The 13,952-nt window shown below is 64.3% G+C and carries 16 protein-coding genes and 1 pseudogene; 6 read left to right on the plus strand and 11 right to left on the minus strand.

What is annotated here, in order from left to right; all coding sequences use genetic code 11:
* Positions 1–104: 104 nt before the first annotated feature.
* The 6 genes from HV742_RS32220 to merT all read right to left on the minus strand — a co-directional run bounded on the left by HV742_RS32220 (position 105) and on the right by merT (position 4,102).
* Complete coding sequence (locus HV742_RS32220; RefSeq protein ID WP_003132006.1) at positions 105–1,094, minus strand: DUF3330 domain-containing protein; 990 nt, start codon at positions 1,092–1,094, stop codon at positions 105–107.
* On the minus strand, positions 1,091–1,327 hold the full coding sequence (merE, locus tag HV742_RS07115; RefSeq protein ID WP_003132004.1) for a broad-spectrum mercury transporter MerE: 237 nt from the start codon (positions 1,325–1,327) through the stop codon (positions 1,091–1,093). The genes HV742_RS32220 and merE overlap by 4 nt, the downstream gene beginning before the upstream one ends.
* On the minus strand, positions 1,324–1,689 hold the full coding sequence (merD, locus tag HV742_RS07120; protein ID WP_000995360.1) for a mercury resistance co-regulator MerD: 366 nt from the start codon (positions 1,687–1,689) through the stop codon (positions 1,324–1,326). Before merD ends, merE begins: the two co-directional genes overlap by 4 nt.
* A 17-nt stretch (positions 1,690–1,706) precedes the next feature.
* Positions 1,707–3,392, minus strand: coding sequence for a mercury(II) reductase (merA, locus tag HV742_RS07125; protein ID WP_023098538.1), 1,686 nt, complete (start codon positions 3,390–3,392; stop codon positions 1,707–1,709).
* A gap of 71 nt (positions 3,393–3,463) precedes the next feature.
* A complete protein-coding gene (gene merP, locus HV742_RS07130) occupies positions 3,464–3,739 on the minus strand; it encodes a mercury resistance system periplasmic binding protein MerP (RefSeq protein ID WP_003131987.1) in 276 nt (91 codons plus the stop codon).
* Between the two features lie 12 nt (positions 3,740–3,751).
* A complete protein-coding gene (gene merT, locus HV742_RS07135) occupies positions 3,752–4,102 on the minus strand; it encodes a mercuric ion transporter MerT (protein ID WP_003131974.1) in 351 nt (116 codons plus the stop codon).
* 71 nt (positions 4,103–4,173) lie between these two features.
* On the opposite strand from merT, the gene merR reads away from it, so the two are divergent.
* The gene (gene merR / locus HV742_RS07140) at positions 4,174–4,608 is read left to right on the plus strand and encodes a mercury resistance transcriptional regulator MerR (RefSeq protein ID WP_003131969.1); all 435 of its coding nucleotides are present in this window, start codon (positions 4,174–4,176) and stop codon (positions 4,606–4,608) included.
* A gap of 34 nt (positions 4,609–4,642) precedes the next feature.
* Here the strand turns inward: merR and HV742_RS07145 are convergent.
* Positions 4,643–6,031: pseudogene (locus HV742_RS07145) on the minus strand (efflux RND transporter permease subunit); the annotation flags it as partial.
* Positions 6,032–6,167: 136 nt separating this feature from the next.
* Here HV742_RS07145 and HV742_RS07150 point away from each other — a divergent pair.
* Positions 6,168–7,079: an NAD(P)H-binding protein gene (locus HV742_RS07150; protein WP_023098540.1), complete on the plus strand. Its 912-nt coding sequence runs from the start codon at positions 6,168–6,170 to the stop codon at positions 7,077–7,079.
* A gap of 52 nt (positions 7,080–7,131) precedes the next feature.
* Positions 7,132–7,374: a MerR family DNA-binding transcriptional regulator gene (locus tag HV742_RS32580; protein WP_306424785.1), complete on the plus strand. Its 243-nt coding sequence runs from the start codon at positions 7,132–7,134 to the stop codon at positions 7,372–7,374.
* On the opposite strand, the gene mobH is transcribed toward HV742_RS32580, so the two are convergent.
* Positions 7,356–9,173: a MobH family relaxase gene (gene mobH / locus HV742_RS07160; RefSeq protein ID WP_023098542.1), complete on the minus strand. Its 1,818-nt coding sequence runs from the start codon at positions 9,171–9,173 to the stop codon at positions 7,356–7,358. The two genes, HV742_RS32580 and mobH, sit on opposite strands and share 19 nt — an antisense overlap.
* Before the next feature lie 299 nt (positions 9,174–9,472).
* On the opposite strand from mobH, the gene HV742_RS07165 reads away from it, so the two are divergent.
* Genes HV742_RS07165 through HV742_RS07175 form a run of 3 tightly spaced genes read left to right on the plus strand, consistent with a single transcriptional unit; the run spans position 9,473 to position 10,652 of the window.
* Complete coding sequence (locus HV742_RS07165) at positions 9,473–9,790, plus strand: type II toxin-antitoxin system PrlF family antitoxin (RefSeq protein WP_023098543.1); 318 nt, start codon at positions 9,473–9,475, stop codon at positions 9,788–9,790.
* Positions 9,790–10,248 carry a type II toxin-antitoxin system YhaV family toxin gene (locus HV742_RS07170; protein ID WP_009518525.1) on the plus strand — a complete coding sequence of 153 codons (459 nt, stop codon included), beginning with the start codon at positions 9,790–9,792 and terminating at the stop codon, positions 10,246–10,248. Before HV742_RS07165 ends, HV742_RS07170 begins: the two co-directional genes overlap by 1 nt.
* Before the next feature lie 26 nt (positions 10,249–10,274).
* The gene (locus tag HV742_RS07175) at positions 10,275–10,652 is read left to right on the plus strand and encodes a DUF3742 family protein (protein WP_009518524.1); all 378 of its coding nucleotides are present in this window, start codon (positions 10,275–10,277) and stop codon (positions 10,650–10,652) included.
* A 15-nt stretch (positions 10,653–10,667) separates the two neighbouring features.
* Here the strand turns inward: HV742_RS07175 and HV742_RS07180 are convergent, their stop codons facing one another.
* From HV742_RS07180 to HV742_RS07190, 3 genes are read right to left on the minus strand one after another with little or no spacing between them, the layout of a single operon-like run.
* Positions 10,668–12,185 carry a conjugal transfer protein TraG N-terminal domain-containing protein gene (locus HV742_RS07180; RefSeq protein WP_009518523.1) on the minus strand — a complete coding sequence of 506 codons (1,518 nt, stop codon included), beginning with the start codon at positions 12,183–12,185 and terminating at the stop codon, positions 10,668–10,670.
* 14 nt (positions 12,186–12,199) lie between these two features.
* A complete protein-coding gene (locus HV742_RS07185) occupies positions 12,200–12,559 on the minus strand; it encodes a hypothetical protein (protein ID WP_009518522.1) in 360 nt (119 codons plus the stop codon).
* Complete coding sequence (locus tag HV742_RS07190; protein WP_009518521.1) at positions 12,556–13,950, minus strand: integrating conjugative element protein; 1,395 nt, start codon at positions 13,948–13,950, stop codon at positions 12,556–12,558. The genes HV742_RS07185 and HV742_RS07190 overlap by 4 nt, the downstream gene beginning before the upstream one ends.
* Between the last annotated feature and the right edge of the window lie 2 nt (positions 13,951–13,952).

The raw sequence follows: 13,952 nt of genomic DNA on the forward strand, positions 1-13,952 counted from the left end.
GGAAGAAATCTATGACCCTTGACGGCGTATGTCAATCAATTCGGAAGGCAACTCTATTCTGACGATTTAGCGCCGGATGGTCTGACGCCAAGTTAGGGTATGCCTCAATCTGACGGTAGCGAGTCGCAGGCGTTCGGATCGGCATCGGTTTCGTTCCCTGTCTTGGCACGCGCTTCGAAGCGTTGATAACACTCCAACCCGCAGAAGTGCTCGACGTATTCCGCGCCTTCCGGGGTGAAGGCGGCATCGAGCGGGATTTCCTTGCAGCACACGCAGCAACTGGTGGTGGTCGAGTCACTTGCATTCATGGTGGCACCCCTCCATTGACTGACGAAGACGGCGAATGCCGCCGCCGGCATTGGCTTCGCGAACAGGAAGCCTTGTCCTGTGTCGCAGTCCGCTTGTCGCAATAGATCAAGACTCGCCGATGTTTCCACGCCTTCAGCCACCACATCCATGCCCAGCCCGTGCGCAAGCTGAATCACGGTGTGCACGATGGTTTGGTCGCGGCGGTCGTTGGCGAGCCCGGCGACAAACGATTGGTCGATCTTGAGCGTGCTGATTGGGCAGCACTTCAGATGTTGCAGACAGGAATACCCCGTCCCGAAGTCATCGGCGGCGAAGCGCACACCGATCTGCCGCAAGGCGTCCAGGGCGGGGAAGATCGCCGGATCACCAAACGCGACCGATTCGGTCAGCTCGATTTCGAGATACTCGGCGGGCAACTCGGCATCAGCCAGCACGCCCTTTACCCACCCGTCGAAGTCCGGTCCCACTTGGCTCGCCGAAACATTGACGGCCAGCCGGAACGGTCGCCATGCCAGCATTCGCCAGTCACGCATCTGGCGGCAGGCTTCGCCCAGCACCCAAGCGCCGATTTCAGGCATCAGGCCGGACGATTCGACCACGGGCAGGAACTGGCCCGGTGGCAATAGTCCAAGCGTCGGATGACGCCAGCGCAACAGGGCTTCCGCGCCGACAATCCCACCACTGCGCAGATCGACGACGGGCTGGTAGTGCAGTTCAAGCTGCCCGCGCTCGACCGCTTGGGCCAGTTCCGGCGTCGTCCATCCATCCGGCCGGAAAGCGCTCATTCTCTTTCCCTGAATGCCCGCAACGCCCGCGACAGGGACAGAAGGAACAGGCCGGTCAAACCGAGCGCCGCGATGACCCAATGCTCGCCGAGGAAAGCACCGGCGGTTGTGCCGGCCAGCACGACAGCGAGGATGGGCAGGTGGCAGGGGCAAGTCAGCACAGCCAGTCCGCCCCACAGGTAGCCGGTGATCGGTTTGTGCGTCTCGGACGGCAAGCGCTCGGGGTTGTTCATGGCAGACTCTCCGCGTGCTGTGCCGGCTCGGTCGGCAGGGTGGCCAACTGCACTTCCAGATCGGCCAACGCTTCGCGCCGACGCTCGACGAACTGACGCAGCAGGGCAAGCTGCGCGGCCGCTTCGTCGCCGTCCGCCGCATCCAGCGCCCGGCACAGCCGCGCCAGCGCGTCGAGGCCGATGCCCGCCTCGAAGGCCGCCCGCACGAAGCACAGCCGTTGCAAGGCGGCGTCATCGAACAAGCCGTAGCCGCCTGGTGTGCACGCCACCGGGCGCAGCAATCCGCGCAGCAGGTAGTCGCGCACGATATGCACGCTCACCCCGGCATCAAGAGCCAGCCGGGACACCGTGTAGGCGTTCATTGAACACCTCCTTTTTCTCACCCGGCGCAGCAGGAAAGCTGCTTCACATCCTTGTTGAAGGTCTGCGCCGCGAGCTTCAACCCCTCGACCATCGTCAGGTAGGGGAACAACTGTTCGGCCAGTTCCTGCACCGTCATGCGGTTGCGAATGGCCAGAGCCGCCGTCTGGATCAGTTCACCCGCTTCCGGCGCGACCGCCTGTACGCCGATCAGCCGATGGCTGCCTTCCTCGATAACCAACTTGATGAAGCCGCGTGTGTCGAAGTTGGCGAGCGCACGCGGCACGTTGTCCAAGGTCAAGGTGCGGCTGTCGGTCTCGATCCCGTCGTGGTGGGCTTCCGCCTCGCTGTAGCCCACGGTCGCCACTTGCGGATCGGTGAACACCACGGCCGGCATTGCGGTCAGGTCGAGCGCCGCATCGCCGCCGGTCATGTTGATCGCGGCACGGGTGCCGGCCGCTGCCGCCACATAGACGAACTGCGGCTGGTCGGTGCAGTCGCCGGCCGCGTAGATGTTCGGGTTGCTCGTGCGCATGCCTTGGTCGATGACGATGGCACCTTGCGCATTGACAGTGACCCCCGCTGCGTCCAGCGCGAGGCTGCGCGTGTTCGGTGTCCGACCGGTGGCAACCAGCAGTTTGTCGGCGCGCAATTCACCGTGCGTGGTGGTCAGCACGAATTCACCGTCCATATGGGCGACCTGGCTGGCTTGCGTGTGCTCCAGCACCTCGATGCCCTCGGCACGGAAAGCGGCTGTCACCGCCTCGCCGATGGCCGGGTCTTCACGGAAGAACAAGGTATTGCGCGCCAGGACCGTGACCTTGCTGCCCAGCCGGGCAAAGGCTTGCGCCAGCTCCAGCGCCACCACCGACGAGCCGATTACGGCAAGGCGTTCGGGAATGGTGTCGCTCGCCAGGGCCTCGGTGGAAGTCCAGTAGGGTGACTCTTTCAAGCCCGGAATCGGCGGGACCGCCGGGCTGGCACCCGTGGCGACCAGGCAGCGGTCGAACATCACGACGCGCTCGCCACCCTCGTTCAAACGGACGGTAAGGCTCTGGTCGTCCTTGAAGCGCGCCTCACCGTGCACAACGGTGATGGCCGGATTACCGCCCAGGATGCCTTCGTACTTGGCGTGCCGCAGTTCGTCGACGCGGGCCTGCTGCTGGGCCAGCAGCTTACTGCGGTCAATCGTAGGCACAGTTGCCGCAATACCGCCATCGAACGGGCTTTCCCGGCGCAGATGGGCGATGTGGGCGGCGCGGATCATGATCTTGGACGGCACACAGCCGACATTGACGCAGGTGCCGCCGATGGTGCCGCGCTCGATCAGCGTGACCTGCGCGCCTTGCTCGACGGCCTTCAGCGCCGCCGCCATCGCGGCTCCACCGCTGCCAATGACCGCTACCTGCACCGGGGGCTCGTTGCCACTGTGCTTTTCGGCGGCGGCCATCCATCCCCGCACCTTGTCGAGCAGTCCGACGCGGTTGTCCGCCAGTGGCGCATCGGCTAGCGTTGCCTTGTAGCCCAGTCCGGCCACGGCGGCAGTCAGCGCGTCCGGCGATGTGCCCGGCACGATGGCGAGTTGCGCTGTGCCCTTCGGATAGGACACCAGCGCCGACTGCACGCCTGGCACTTTTTCCAGCGCTTCCTTGACGTGCGCCGCGCACGAGTCGCAAGTCATGCCGGTGATTTTTAGATGGGTCATGCAACAGATCCTTTATCGTTTGTGGCGCCAGACAATGACGTCCGTTGTGCTGCGGTGCCGTTTTCAGTGACTCACTGCTTGACGCTGGACGGATAGCCCGCGTCTGCGGTTGCCTTGGTCAGCTTCTGCACGCTGGTCTTGGCATCGTCGAAGGTGACGACCGCTTGGCGTGTCTCGAAAGTCACGTCAACTTTGCTGACGCCTTCGACCTTGGAAATCGCCTTCTTGACAGTGATCGGGCAGGCGGAGCAGGTCATGCCCGGTACGGACAGCGTGACGGTCTGGGTGGCGGCCCAGACGGGGGCAACAACGGCGGCGAGGGCGAGGGAGGCAAACAGTTTCTTCATGGTGAACTCCGATCAGTAGAAAAATGGCATGACGTAGGGAAATCCGAGCGCGACCAGAACCAGCGCGGCCACGATCCAGAAAATGAGCTTGTAAGTAGCTCGCACTTGGGGAATCGCGCAGACCTCACCCGGTTTGCAGGCCGCTGCCTGCCGGTAGATGCGCCGCCAGGCGAAGAACAACGCCACCAGCGCCACGCCGATAAAGATGGGGCGATAGGGTTCCAACACCGCCAAGTTGCCGATCCAAGCGCCGCTGAACCCCAAGGCGATCAGAACCAACGGCCCGAGGCAGCAAGCCGAGGCGAGGATGGCGGCAAGCCCTCCAGTGAAGAGCGCGCCGCGCCCGGTTTTTGGTTCAGACATGCGCTTGTCCTTTCGAATTGAAATTGGATAGCGTAACCTTACTTCCGTACTCATGTACGGAGTCAAGCGATATGGAAAACAATTTGGAGAACCTGACCATTGGCGTTTTCGCCAAGGCGGCCGGGGTCAATGTGGAGACCATCCGTTTCTATCAGCGCAAGGGCTTGTTGCTGGAGCCTGACAAGCCCTATGGCAGCATCCGCCGCTATGGCGAGGCGGATGTAACGCGGGTGCGCTTCGTGAAATCAGCCCAGCGGCTGGGCTTCAGCCTGGATGAGATCGCCGAGCTGCTGCGGCTGGAGGATGGCACCCATTGCGAGGAAGCCAGCAGTCTGGCCGAGCACAAGCTCAAGGACGTGCGCGAGAAAATGGCTGACCTGGCGCGCATGGAGGCCGTGCTGTCTGAGTTGGTGTGCGCCTGCCATGCGCGAAGGGGGAACGTTTCCTGCCCGCTGATCGCGTCACTACAGGGTGGAGCAAGCTTGGCAGGTTCGGCTATGCCTTAGCGTGCTTTATTTTCCGTTTTCTGAGACGACCCCTATTGGTCATCTGCAGGGCATTCAGGCCGGGGAATGCCACCGCGCTGGCAACGCCGTCGGTTTCCAGTGCGACGTCGATGACCTTGCTCAGCAGCGCATCGGTGCGCCCGATGGAGGAGCCTTCGGGCAGCTTCACGCCCGCGATCAGGTACATCTTGTCCTGGGTCGGAATGAAGCCGCCGGGCACGGCCTTGAACATCAGACCCGTGCCCAGCAGCAGTAGCGCATAGACCACGAACACCGCCCCGCGCCGACCGAGCACGCGCGAGACCCCGCGCTCGTACTTGTTGGAGCTGCGGTTGAAGAAGCGGTTGAACGGGCGGAACAGCCATCCAAATGCCCGGTCAATGCCGCGAGACAGTGCATCCTTGGGGGCGCCATGGGCCTGCAGCAGCCGGCCGGCCAGCGCCGGGGACAGCGTCAGGGAGTTCAGGCCAGAGATCGCCACCGAGATGGCGATGGTGACCGCGAACTGCTTGTAGAACTCGCCGGTGACGCCGTCGAGGAATGCCATGGGCACGAACACCGCGCACAGCACCAAGGTGATGGCGATGATCGGGCCCGACACCTCCCGCATGGCCAGGTGCGCCGCTTCCAATGGCTGCGCGCCGGCCTCGATGTGGCGCTCCACGTTCTCCACCACCACGATGGCGTCGTCGACCACGATGCCGATAGCCAGCACCAGTCCGAACAAGGTGAGCGTGTTGATCGAGAACCCGAGCAGGTGCAGGACCGCGAACGTACCCACGATGGACACCGGCACTGCGATCAGCGGGATGATGGAGGCGCGCCAGGTCTGCAGGAACAGGATCACCACCAGCACCACCAGGGCCACGGCCTCCAGCAGCGTGGCGACCACAGAGTTGATGGATTCGCGCACGAACACCGTGGTGTCATACACCGCTTCGTACTTGATTCCCGGCGGGAAGGTCTTCTGCATCGCGTCCATGGTGGCGATCACCTGGTCACGGATGTCCAGCGCGTTGGCCCCCGGTGCCTGGAAGACGCCCATGCCCACGACGGCGCTGTTCTGGTCCAGCTTGGCGCGCAGCGTGTAGTCGCCCGCGCCGAGTTCGAGGCGGGCGACATCGGACAGCTTCACGATCTGGCCGTTGTCGCCGGTCTTGAGCACGATGTTGCCGAACTCCTCGACCGTGGTCAGCCTGCCCTGCGCATTGATCAGGCTCAGGAAGTCGCTGTTCGGCATGGGTTCGGCGCCGACCTGGCCCGCCGAGACCTGTACGTTCTGCTCGCGCATCGCTGCGATCACGTCCCCGGCCGTCAGGCCTCGCGAGGCGATGGCCTCGGGGTTGAGCCACGCCCGCATGGCGTAGTCGCCGCCGCCGAAAACATTGACCTCACCGACGCCGGGAATGCGCGCCAGGGTGTCGCCGGCCTGCTGCACGATGGCGCCCGGACCGTTGGATCCGTTCAGGAGGAAGCTCGACCATGAACGAGCGCAGGCCGCGCATCGCGGCAATCGCATTTCTGCGCAGCCGGCACACTCCGCCAGGGGGAGCCATCCGGTGACCCGGTTGCTTTCTCCGTGCCTGCTGGTTGCCAGTGCCCATGATCCGCTCGGCCGGCGCGTCGTCGAACTGCTGCTGCGCCGCGATGAAGCGGAGGTCATCGCCACCAGCCGCCAACCAGTGCACCTTGTGGATCTGGCTGCCCGTGGGGCGCGTATTCGCGGCGCGGATCCCGACGATGCAGCGTCCCTGGATGCCGCCTTCACCGGTGCACACCGCCTGCTGCTCCTGCCGGGCGCTGCCGACGGCTCGTGGTCGCGGCGTCGCCAACTGCAGGCCATGATCGATGCCGCAGCGCGCGTCGGCGTCCGCACCGTGGTGTACGCGGCCCAGATCGAAGTGTTCGACCCCTCGCTGATGACTGTAGCGCGGGAATGCGAGACGGTGGCACAGGCATGCGAGGCTCGCAACCTAGCCTTGTCAGTCTTGCGGGTGAGTTGGCCTATGGAGCGATTGTTTCCGCGGATCATCCTGGCGCTTCGGTGCGGGAAGTGGTTTAGCTCAGCGCCGCAAGGCAGACTGCCTTACGTGGCGGGCGAGGACGTGGCGCGCACCGCTGCGGCGGTACTGCGGGCGGACCCTGTTCCGCCCGGAGAGCTGGCGATCACCGGCCCGCAGGCTCTCACTGCCGAGGCGCTGGTGAACAGCATCAATATCATCTTCGGAGCCAGCATCGACCTGGTGCCCGTCAGTGAGGAAGCCCTGGCGCTGCATCTGCAGGTCTCGGGCTTTCCGAAATCCACGCTGCGAGAGGCGCTGATCATCGAAGAGGTGTCCAAACGCGGGCTGGCGCCGTTCTCCGACGGTGTCATCGAGCAGATGACCGGTCAGCCGCCGCGCAGCATCGAGGCGGTGCTGGTCGAACACCGCCTCGATTTGCTGTTGTCCACCAGCACCCCCCGGCTTTGAGACGAGTCGACTTCTTCGACTCTAGAGGCTGCAGGCGTGCTTGCTGCAGTACATGATCCACGCCGAGACGATGATGAAACAACGATCTGTACGAACAGCCACCCCGACGACGGTGGTCGCCAAGCCTTTTGCCACGGAACGTGTGCCAATGGTTGGCGACGTCGCCAGCCTCGGCGGCGTAACCGTGTCCAACGTTCGTTTCTATGAAGCAGAGAGGTTGATCCATGCTACGCGCACGGCAGGCAACCAGTGCCTCTATGGGCCCGTATCTAGCACCTATGCCAGTTTCAAGTAGGGATTGTTCGGTGGCCGCTCATCGAACAGTTGGCCAGGGTCATCGAGTAAGTAGCCATGCAGCTTGCGCGACTTGCGCGGGCCGGTGACCTCGCAGGTCCAGATGTTCAAGCTGCTGGGCTGCTTGCGATGGACCTGCAGCTTCTCGAAGCGCTTCTGGACCCATTGCCAGTCGACAACGGCATCCTGCTTGGCGAGTGCTGGAACTTGAGGATGCTCCTGGACATAGCGCTGAAACACCCCAGGGCTTACCAGGAACACCGTGTCGTCCACGGTATGCACCAGTGCCTTGGCATCGTTGAGAATCAGCTTTCGGCTCTGCAAGCCATGCCTAAGCCAGCCCATGAAGTGCTCGCCCGAAGGCTGCTGTGTCGATGCCGAAGATTTAGACGCTGGCACAGGCAGTACCAGCGAACTCGTTGCGAAGGCCGGGACGGGCTCTGCATCCTGTCGCGTCGCAAGGAGGTGTCCGGAGCCCACCATCGCCAGCATGTCTTCCATGACGTCAGGCAGGGGCTGAACTGCGGGCGGTGAAGCCAAGTCAGCGGGGCTGCTGCCTTCCCAAGGTGGCGTCGTCTGTTCTTCGAAGACAGGCTTCGCGGCAGTCATAGGCGGGGCAGCCTCCAAGCCAGCATCCTTCTCGATTGCCGCAGCGTCGACTGCCACCGTGCCGGTAAACGATGCTGGCCGTTCGCCAGCTTCCCAGATCAGCGCGGGAGCTAGACGCAGCAGGGTAAATGAGTGGGACCAGCCGGTCGCACTGGTCACGGTCGCGCGCCAGACCGCCTTCCCGTCCGACGTCGGCTGCAATATGCCGTGGTCCTGAAGCACGTTGAACACCGCAGTGTTGTTCGTAGGGATGCCATCGATGCCCTCTGACAGCAGGTGCGCACGTAGCTTGTCCGAAACCGTCTTGCTCACCAGCCACAAGGCGTCCTCGGTGAGCCAGCCATCGGAGGCTTCGGGCTGGTTCAGCTTCAACTCTTCCTTGAGCAGGTAGCGCAACCCGTCCAGCAGCTTGCGTTGCAGCGCGTGCTTGGGGGCGGCCATAGCGCGCGCGGGATCGCCTCCCAACTCTTGGGCCACGGAAGCGCGGTCGGCCTGTACGACAAGTTCGCCCAGCACGCCGGCGTGCTCGTACTGGCCGGCCAGGACGTAGAGCAGCGGTCCCCACAGGTCGGGATAGCCACTGAGCCAGTCCAGGGCATCACTGTCGAGGAGTTGGCGGTAGAGCAAACCTGTCGCAGCGCTGTGGAGCCGATATTCTCGATCGTCGCGGTAGCGGAAGCGGTATGGCTGGTGCAGCGGGCCATGCCAGGGGTGCCACAGCGAGCCGTCGGCCAGTTCGACGTGCAGATCGACGGCGATCTTGCCGATGTCATGCAGCAGCGCGGCATAGGCGACTGCGGCAGTCCAGGCTTCAGACTGCGCCGCCTGGTCTTCGGGGCTGGCCCCGATGGGCAGCAGATGCGACTGCCGCAGCTTCAGGCTGTAGGCGACGATTTCCAGGCCGTGGTCGAGCATGCCGCCGGGGTAAGCGTGATGATGCGCCTCGGAAGCCGGGAAAGCCTGGACCAGCTCGGCGTAGCGTTCCAGTGGCGCCCGGTACAAGGTGGCGAACTGCTTACGTGAGAGCGACGTGCGCTGCCAGATGTGCTCCAGCAGTTTCTGCCGGCGCGGGGTGGCCAGCAGCGATGCGGCCGACTCGGGCCGCATCAACCCTTTCGGGAGGTCGGATGCGGGAGGTGGCGTCGGAGCGGTAGCGACCGCGGGCCGTTTTCGCTGGAACAGAGAGAGCATGCGGATGTCCTGTCGCGGGCCGAGCGGGGTGCCTTTTTGCCTTTTCGAGGTAGGGCCATTCCCCTTGCAACCCATTCCCTCGCCATTTCGACCCTTTACAGCCTTTGGGTATAGGGCGACGGGTGCTGACCGTCCACCGCCAATGCGGGTTGCGGAAGGGCCGTATTGATACAGGAAGGCTGGCTGTTCACGCCCTACGATGGGCCGATTCTTGGACTCGGGAGAACGCTGTGAGGCCTCAGATTGACAAAGTAAGGAAATTTCCTTACCATGCAGGTATCGCAATCAGGAGAGTCGCCATGCCTGCCATCCACGAAGTCGCCACGCTGACCTCTAAAGGCCAGATCACGCTGCCCAAGCCCATCCGGCAGGCGCTCGGCGTCGATGCCGGCGGCAAGCTCGCGTTCGATCTGCGGGGCAGCGAAGTCGTCGTCACCCGTGTTGATGCCGAGCACGAGGACCCCGCCATTGGCGCGTTTCTGAGCCTGCTGGCCCGCGACATCGAAGCTGGCCGGAACGTCCGGGGCCTGCCCGAGGATCTGGCGCGCGCCATGCTGGAGCATGCTGGCCACGGTGTGAACCTGGACGAGGAGATCGACGGGAAAGTGGAACTCTGATGCAACGGCATGGCTGGACGCTGCTCTTCCACGACTGCGTGATCGAGCAGTTGCAGAAACTGCATGCGGCCGCGAGGCGCGCGCAGGAGAATGACCCGGCGGGCTTCGAGTCCAATGCCAACGTCAAGCTCTTCCGGGCCCTGAGCCAGTTGATGTTGGATGTGGTGCCAGGCGATCCGGCACGCGACGAGTACCGCCAGGGCAACACCTTGGGACCTGCCCACCGCCACTGGCGAAGGGCCAAGATCGGACGGCGGTTCCGGCTGTTCTTCCGGTACGACTCGAAGGCGAAGGTCATTGTGTACGCCTGGGTCAACGATGAACAGACCCTGCGGTCTTCGGGTAGCAAATCGGACCCGTATGTCGTGTTCGAGAAGATGCTCGGACGCGGGAACCCACCAGACGACTGGCACGCGCTGATACAGGCAAGCAAGCAGGATTGGAGCAAACTGGAATAGGCATCCCTCAGTAGCAGGAGACGACCATGAACACCACGACACGCATCAGCACCGCAGAACGCCTCGGCCGCACCTTGGGTCGCGGATGGCGTGCCTACGTGCGCGGCGAACGCCGGGCATCGAGTTGGTTGGTGTCCAAGGGGATGCCGGCGGCCGGTGCCACCGCGTTCGTGTGGGTGGTCAAGCTGGTTGCGCTCGGGGTGCTGCTGTACACCACCTTCTGGCTGGCGGTGTTGCTACTGCTGGGCGTTGCGGCGGCATGGTTGGCTGGCAATTCGGCTAGGGATGATGACCGCTGGGCGCAACAGGATGAACTGCGCAATGGCGAGGCGGGCTTTGGCCTGTATTCTTCCAATGGCCAGCGGCTCGACCCTCACGACCCGAACGATCCGTTCGATGACTGAGGTTTGGACTGTCCGTCACAGAACCTTGCCGGCTACCTTGTTTACACCTGACCCGGCGCTATCACGCGCTTCCTTGGAGCCGACAGCAAGGTTCTGAGCAATCACCCCAGCCTTAACTCCGACCCACCCCAAGGCAGCGACCCAAAACGTCGGCAGGACCAGAAACATCGTGCCCGTGACGAACATTAGGAGCATGTCACCGAAGGCGTTGTTCAGTCCTACCAACGGGTCGAAATTGGTGTGCGGCCGGTTCCAGCCGAACCCCCAGCCATAGAGCGCGTCGAGGATGGTGCTGTCAATCCAGCGTGCAAGCTGAAACCAGAAGTCCGTGAAGAACAGCGCGAACTGCACGACGCTGACCGTGACCACCGTCTTCAGGTCATAGGTGCCCACGACCAGCACGAGCGGGATGCAGATAACCAGTGCCATCTTGAGCAATGCAAGCACCATGGGCAGGGCCTGCCTCGCGACGTCCATGGCTGGAAACGCGGCAATCGCGCCGACTGCCATCCCAACATCGCCCGTGGCCCGCGTCACAATGTTCGGCAGGGTCTTGTCGATCTGGCCGCCGTAGTCGGTATAGACGCTGCCCTGGTTCAATTTCTGCTGCCGCGGTGACGCGATCGTGCGGATTACCGAGTCGTCCACCTCGGCTCGGCTCAGGAACCCGGCCCAGCCCGCCAGGCGATTGAGCAGGCTCGGGTCCACCTGTCCCAGCAAGCGTGCCCGCAGGCCATTACCGCCATCGGCCCACCATTGCCTGCAGGTCGGGTAGCCACCGCCACTGGATACCTGAGCCAGCCCGGCGTCGCGGTTGCTGTCATAGGGCCAGTCATCGCGCGGCGTGCTGGAACGGTACGTGTCGTAGTAGCCGTTCGTGTCGGTGAAGAACCGCGATCCGATCCAGGTCACGTCGTGCATCTGCTGCTCATCGAGCTGAGGGCGCTGCATGAACAATTTGGCCCGTGCAGGCCCATAGCAATCCCGCGAGAAATCCGCTACTTCCTGAGCCAGCACCGGGTCATCGATGCGCGTGGCGTCGATCTCCATGCGCATCTGCCGCAGGTCCGTGCCACACGGGATCGCCGCCACCGAGGCGCTCGTGACGGCGCGCGAGAGTGCATGCATGAACGCCCACCAGACGGGCACCTTCGCCGACTGGTTGTTGATGGTGCTGAAGGACTGCGACCAGCCGGTATCCGTGGGCTGCGGCACGCTGACCTGGCACTGGGCCGAGCGCGAGCTGTCGTACTGGATGGTGTTCAGGTCCACGTCGATGAACGGAATGCCGGCGAACATCACCACCACGATGGCGACGAAGACCCGGTTCTCGATGCGGGCGGCGCTCAGCACGCCTTTATTGCCCTCGTCGGCACCTTCCGCACGGGCCTTCAACCACTCCTGCACGATGATGGCGACGAAAGGCAGCGCGAATACCCCGCTGGATACCAGCACCGCCCAGATGCCGTTGTTGACGATCCAGGACACCAGCGTCAGGTAGTACTCCAGGTAGTCGGTCGTGAAAAGCGTCATCGCGCCATCTCCCCTCAACCGGCCTGCATCAGCAGGCTGGCTTCCAGCGCCACGATGGCGACGACGCCCGCGACCTCGGTGCGCACCAGGCGGCGCCGCGCCTGGGCGTCGTCCTCACGTACCAGCAGCCGGCGCCGCATCCAGACCCAGCCATAGGCCGTCGCCCCGTACAGGCACAACCGCCACACGAAGAAGTAGCCCGATGCGGCCGCGAGCCACCGCTCCCAGCCGGCCACGCTCCCGACCAGGTAGATGCCGGCGACGTTGGCCCCCACCGCAGCGGCGACGATCACCACCGCCCACAGCAGTGCTTTCGCCGCGCGCCGGCTGAACAGCCAGCGCAAGGGGCGCCAGGTCATGCGCATTGCGCTCATGGCCGGACTCCCGGATTGCCCTTCTGCAACTGGTCGAGGCGGTCGGGCACCGGATCGCCCTCGTAGATGCCGCGCGAGCCGGCCGCGCGCGTACCATGGCGCTGGATGATCGCCATCGGCGAGTTGTTCGCCAGCTCGCGGCGCAGCTCCAGCTCCGTTTTCAGGTTGCGGATCTCCCGGTCGAGCGTGTCGCTCTCGTGGTTCACAGCCTCGACCGCCAACTCGTTGGCCGCCACGTTGGGCTCCTTCTTTCCCGTGAGCAGCGTGCGCTGGAGCAACAAGGCCTTCTCCAGCACCGACGACAGCGCCACCTCGGACGCAAGGCGCCGCGCCAGCAGGTCCTGGTCCGGCTCGTCGCGCAGCGCCTCGATGACGCCGCGCGTGATCGGCAGCGACGTGCTGCCGGCCTCGCGCAAGTTCTCGAAGGTGGTGTTGCGCACGCCGGAAACCAGTTCCTGCAAGACTTCCAGTTTGGCTTCGTACTCCTCCTGGATCAGCGGCGTCAGCCCGACGCCGGGCACCGTCTCGGTCTTGGTGCAGGAATCGCACGTGCGCTGCACCTGTTCCCCGAGGACCCGGGTGGCCCATTCGGTCGCCTGCTGCGGCGACGTCCAGGTCTGGCAGGACAGGCTCGCGCAACTGGCGGGCGCGATGGAGGATGTGTCCGTCACGCCGCGCCCGTTGACCAGGTTGTAGCCCGCGCGGGTGACGTCGCCGACCACCCGAATGGCGGACTGGCCTGCGCCACCGGCATTGCTGCCGCCCACCCAGGGAACGCCGTCGTTGCCGCGGCGCGTCTCAGCCTGCTCGACGGCCGAAACGGCATCGTTGCTGCCAACCGCGTCACGCAGGGCCATGCCTTCGGCCATCTGGCTCCAGCCAAGCTGGCCGCCCGCCGTCTCGGCCATCTTCTCGGCCATCGCGCGGCACGTCAGCTTGGAGCGGTCGAAGTCCAGCCGCGCCTGCAGCACGCCGTTGGTCAGCAGGTTGTACAGGCCGGGATCGGCGCGCTGAATGATCAGCGCCGGCAGGGACGCCACCGCGCTGGTGGCGCTCTGGATCACGTTGCTCATGATCTGCTGGAAGCCGTTCGTGATGCCGTTGAGCTGGTTGCGCAGCGTGGTCTGGATGCTCATGTCGCCGCAGATCAGGTTGCTGTTCCACCCCAAGCCGACCCCGATGGAGCGCATGCCAGCCGCGCGGCCCATGGACACCGCGCTGCCGCCTCCGATCGAGTACATGACGTCATCGCCAATGACGGGGCCGCTGTTCTGGTATCCGACCTGCGCCCACGCCAGGCCGCAGACCAGAGCGAGCGTGCCGGCCAGCGCCGTCGGGCGCAGCAAGTAGCACGCCTTGGCGGAAAGGTTCATCGGTTCAGGACGCTTCATCG

This window comes from Achromobacter ruhlandii (genome assembly GCF_902859695.1).
Classification (GTDB): Bacteria; Pseudomonadota; Gammaproteobacteria; order Burkholderiales; family Burkholderiaceae_B; genus Achromobacter; species Achromobacter ruhlandii.

Bases quoted from the DNA above. Each gene is read 5' to 3' on its own strand.
- HV742_RS32220 (WP_003132006.1), bottom strand. From the start codon at position 1,094: ATGAGCGCTTTCCGGCCGGATGGATGGACGACGCCGGAACTGGCCCAA.
- merE (WP_003132004.1), bottom strand. From the start codon at position 1,327: ATGAACAACCCCGAGCGCTTGCCGTCCGAGACGCACAAACCGATCACC.
- merD (WP_000995360.1), bottom strand. From the start codon at position 1,689: ATGAACGCCTACACGGTGTCCCGGCTGGCTCTTGATGCCGGGGTGAGC.
- merA (WP_023098538.1), bottom strand. From the start codon at position 3,392: ATGACCCATCTAAAAATCACCGGCATGACTTGCGACTCGTGCGCGGCG.
- merP (WP_003131987.1), bottom strand. From the start codon at position 3,739: ATGAAGAAACTGTTTGCCTCCCTCGCCCTCGCCGCCGTTGTTGCCCCC.
- merT (WP_003131974.1), bottom strand. From the start codon at position 4,102: ATGTCTGAACCAAAAACCGGGCGCGGCGCGCTCTTCACTGGAGGGCTT.
- merR (WP_003131969.1), top strand. From the start codon at position 4,174: ATGGAAAACAATTTGGAGAACCTGACCATTGGCGTTTTCGCCAAGGCG.
- HV742_RS32580 (WP_306424785.1), top strand. From the start codon at position 7,132: ATGATCCACGCCGAGACGATGATGAAACAACGATCTGTACGAACAGCC.
- mobH (WP_023098542.1), bottom strand. From the start codon at position 9,173: ATGCTCTCTCTGTTCCAGCGAAAACGGCCCGCGGTCGCTACCGCTCCG.
- HV742_RS07165 (WP_023098543.1), top strand. From the start codon at position 9,473: ATGCCTGCCATCCACGAAGTCGCCACGCTGACCTCTAAAGGCCAGATC.
- HV742_RS07170 (WP_009518525.1), top strand. From the start codon at position 9,790: ATGCAACGGCATGGCTGGACGCTGCTCTTCCACGACTGCGTGATCGAG.
- HV742_RS07175 (WP_009518524.1), top strand. From the start codon at position 10,275: ATGAACACCACGACACGCATCAGCACCGCAGAACGCCTCGGCCGCACC.
- HV742_RS07180 (WP_009518523.1), bottom strand. From the start codon at position 12,185: ATGACGCTTTTCACGACCGACTACCTGGAGTACTACCTGACGCTGGTG.
- HV742_RS07185 (WP_009518522.1), bottom strand. From the start codon at position 12,559: ATGAGCGCAATGCGCATGACCTGGCGCCCCTTGCGCTGGCTGTTCAGC.
- HV742_RS07190 (WP_009518521.1), bottom strand. From the start codon at position 13,950: ATGAAGCGTCCTGAACCGATGAACCTTTCCGCCAAGGCGTGCTACTTG.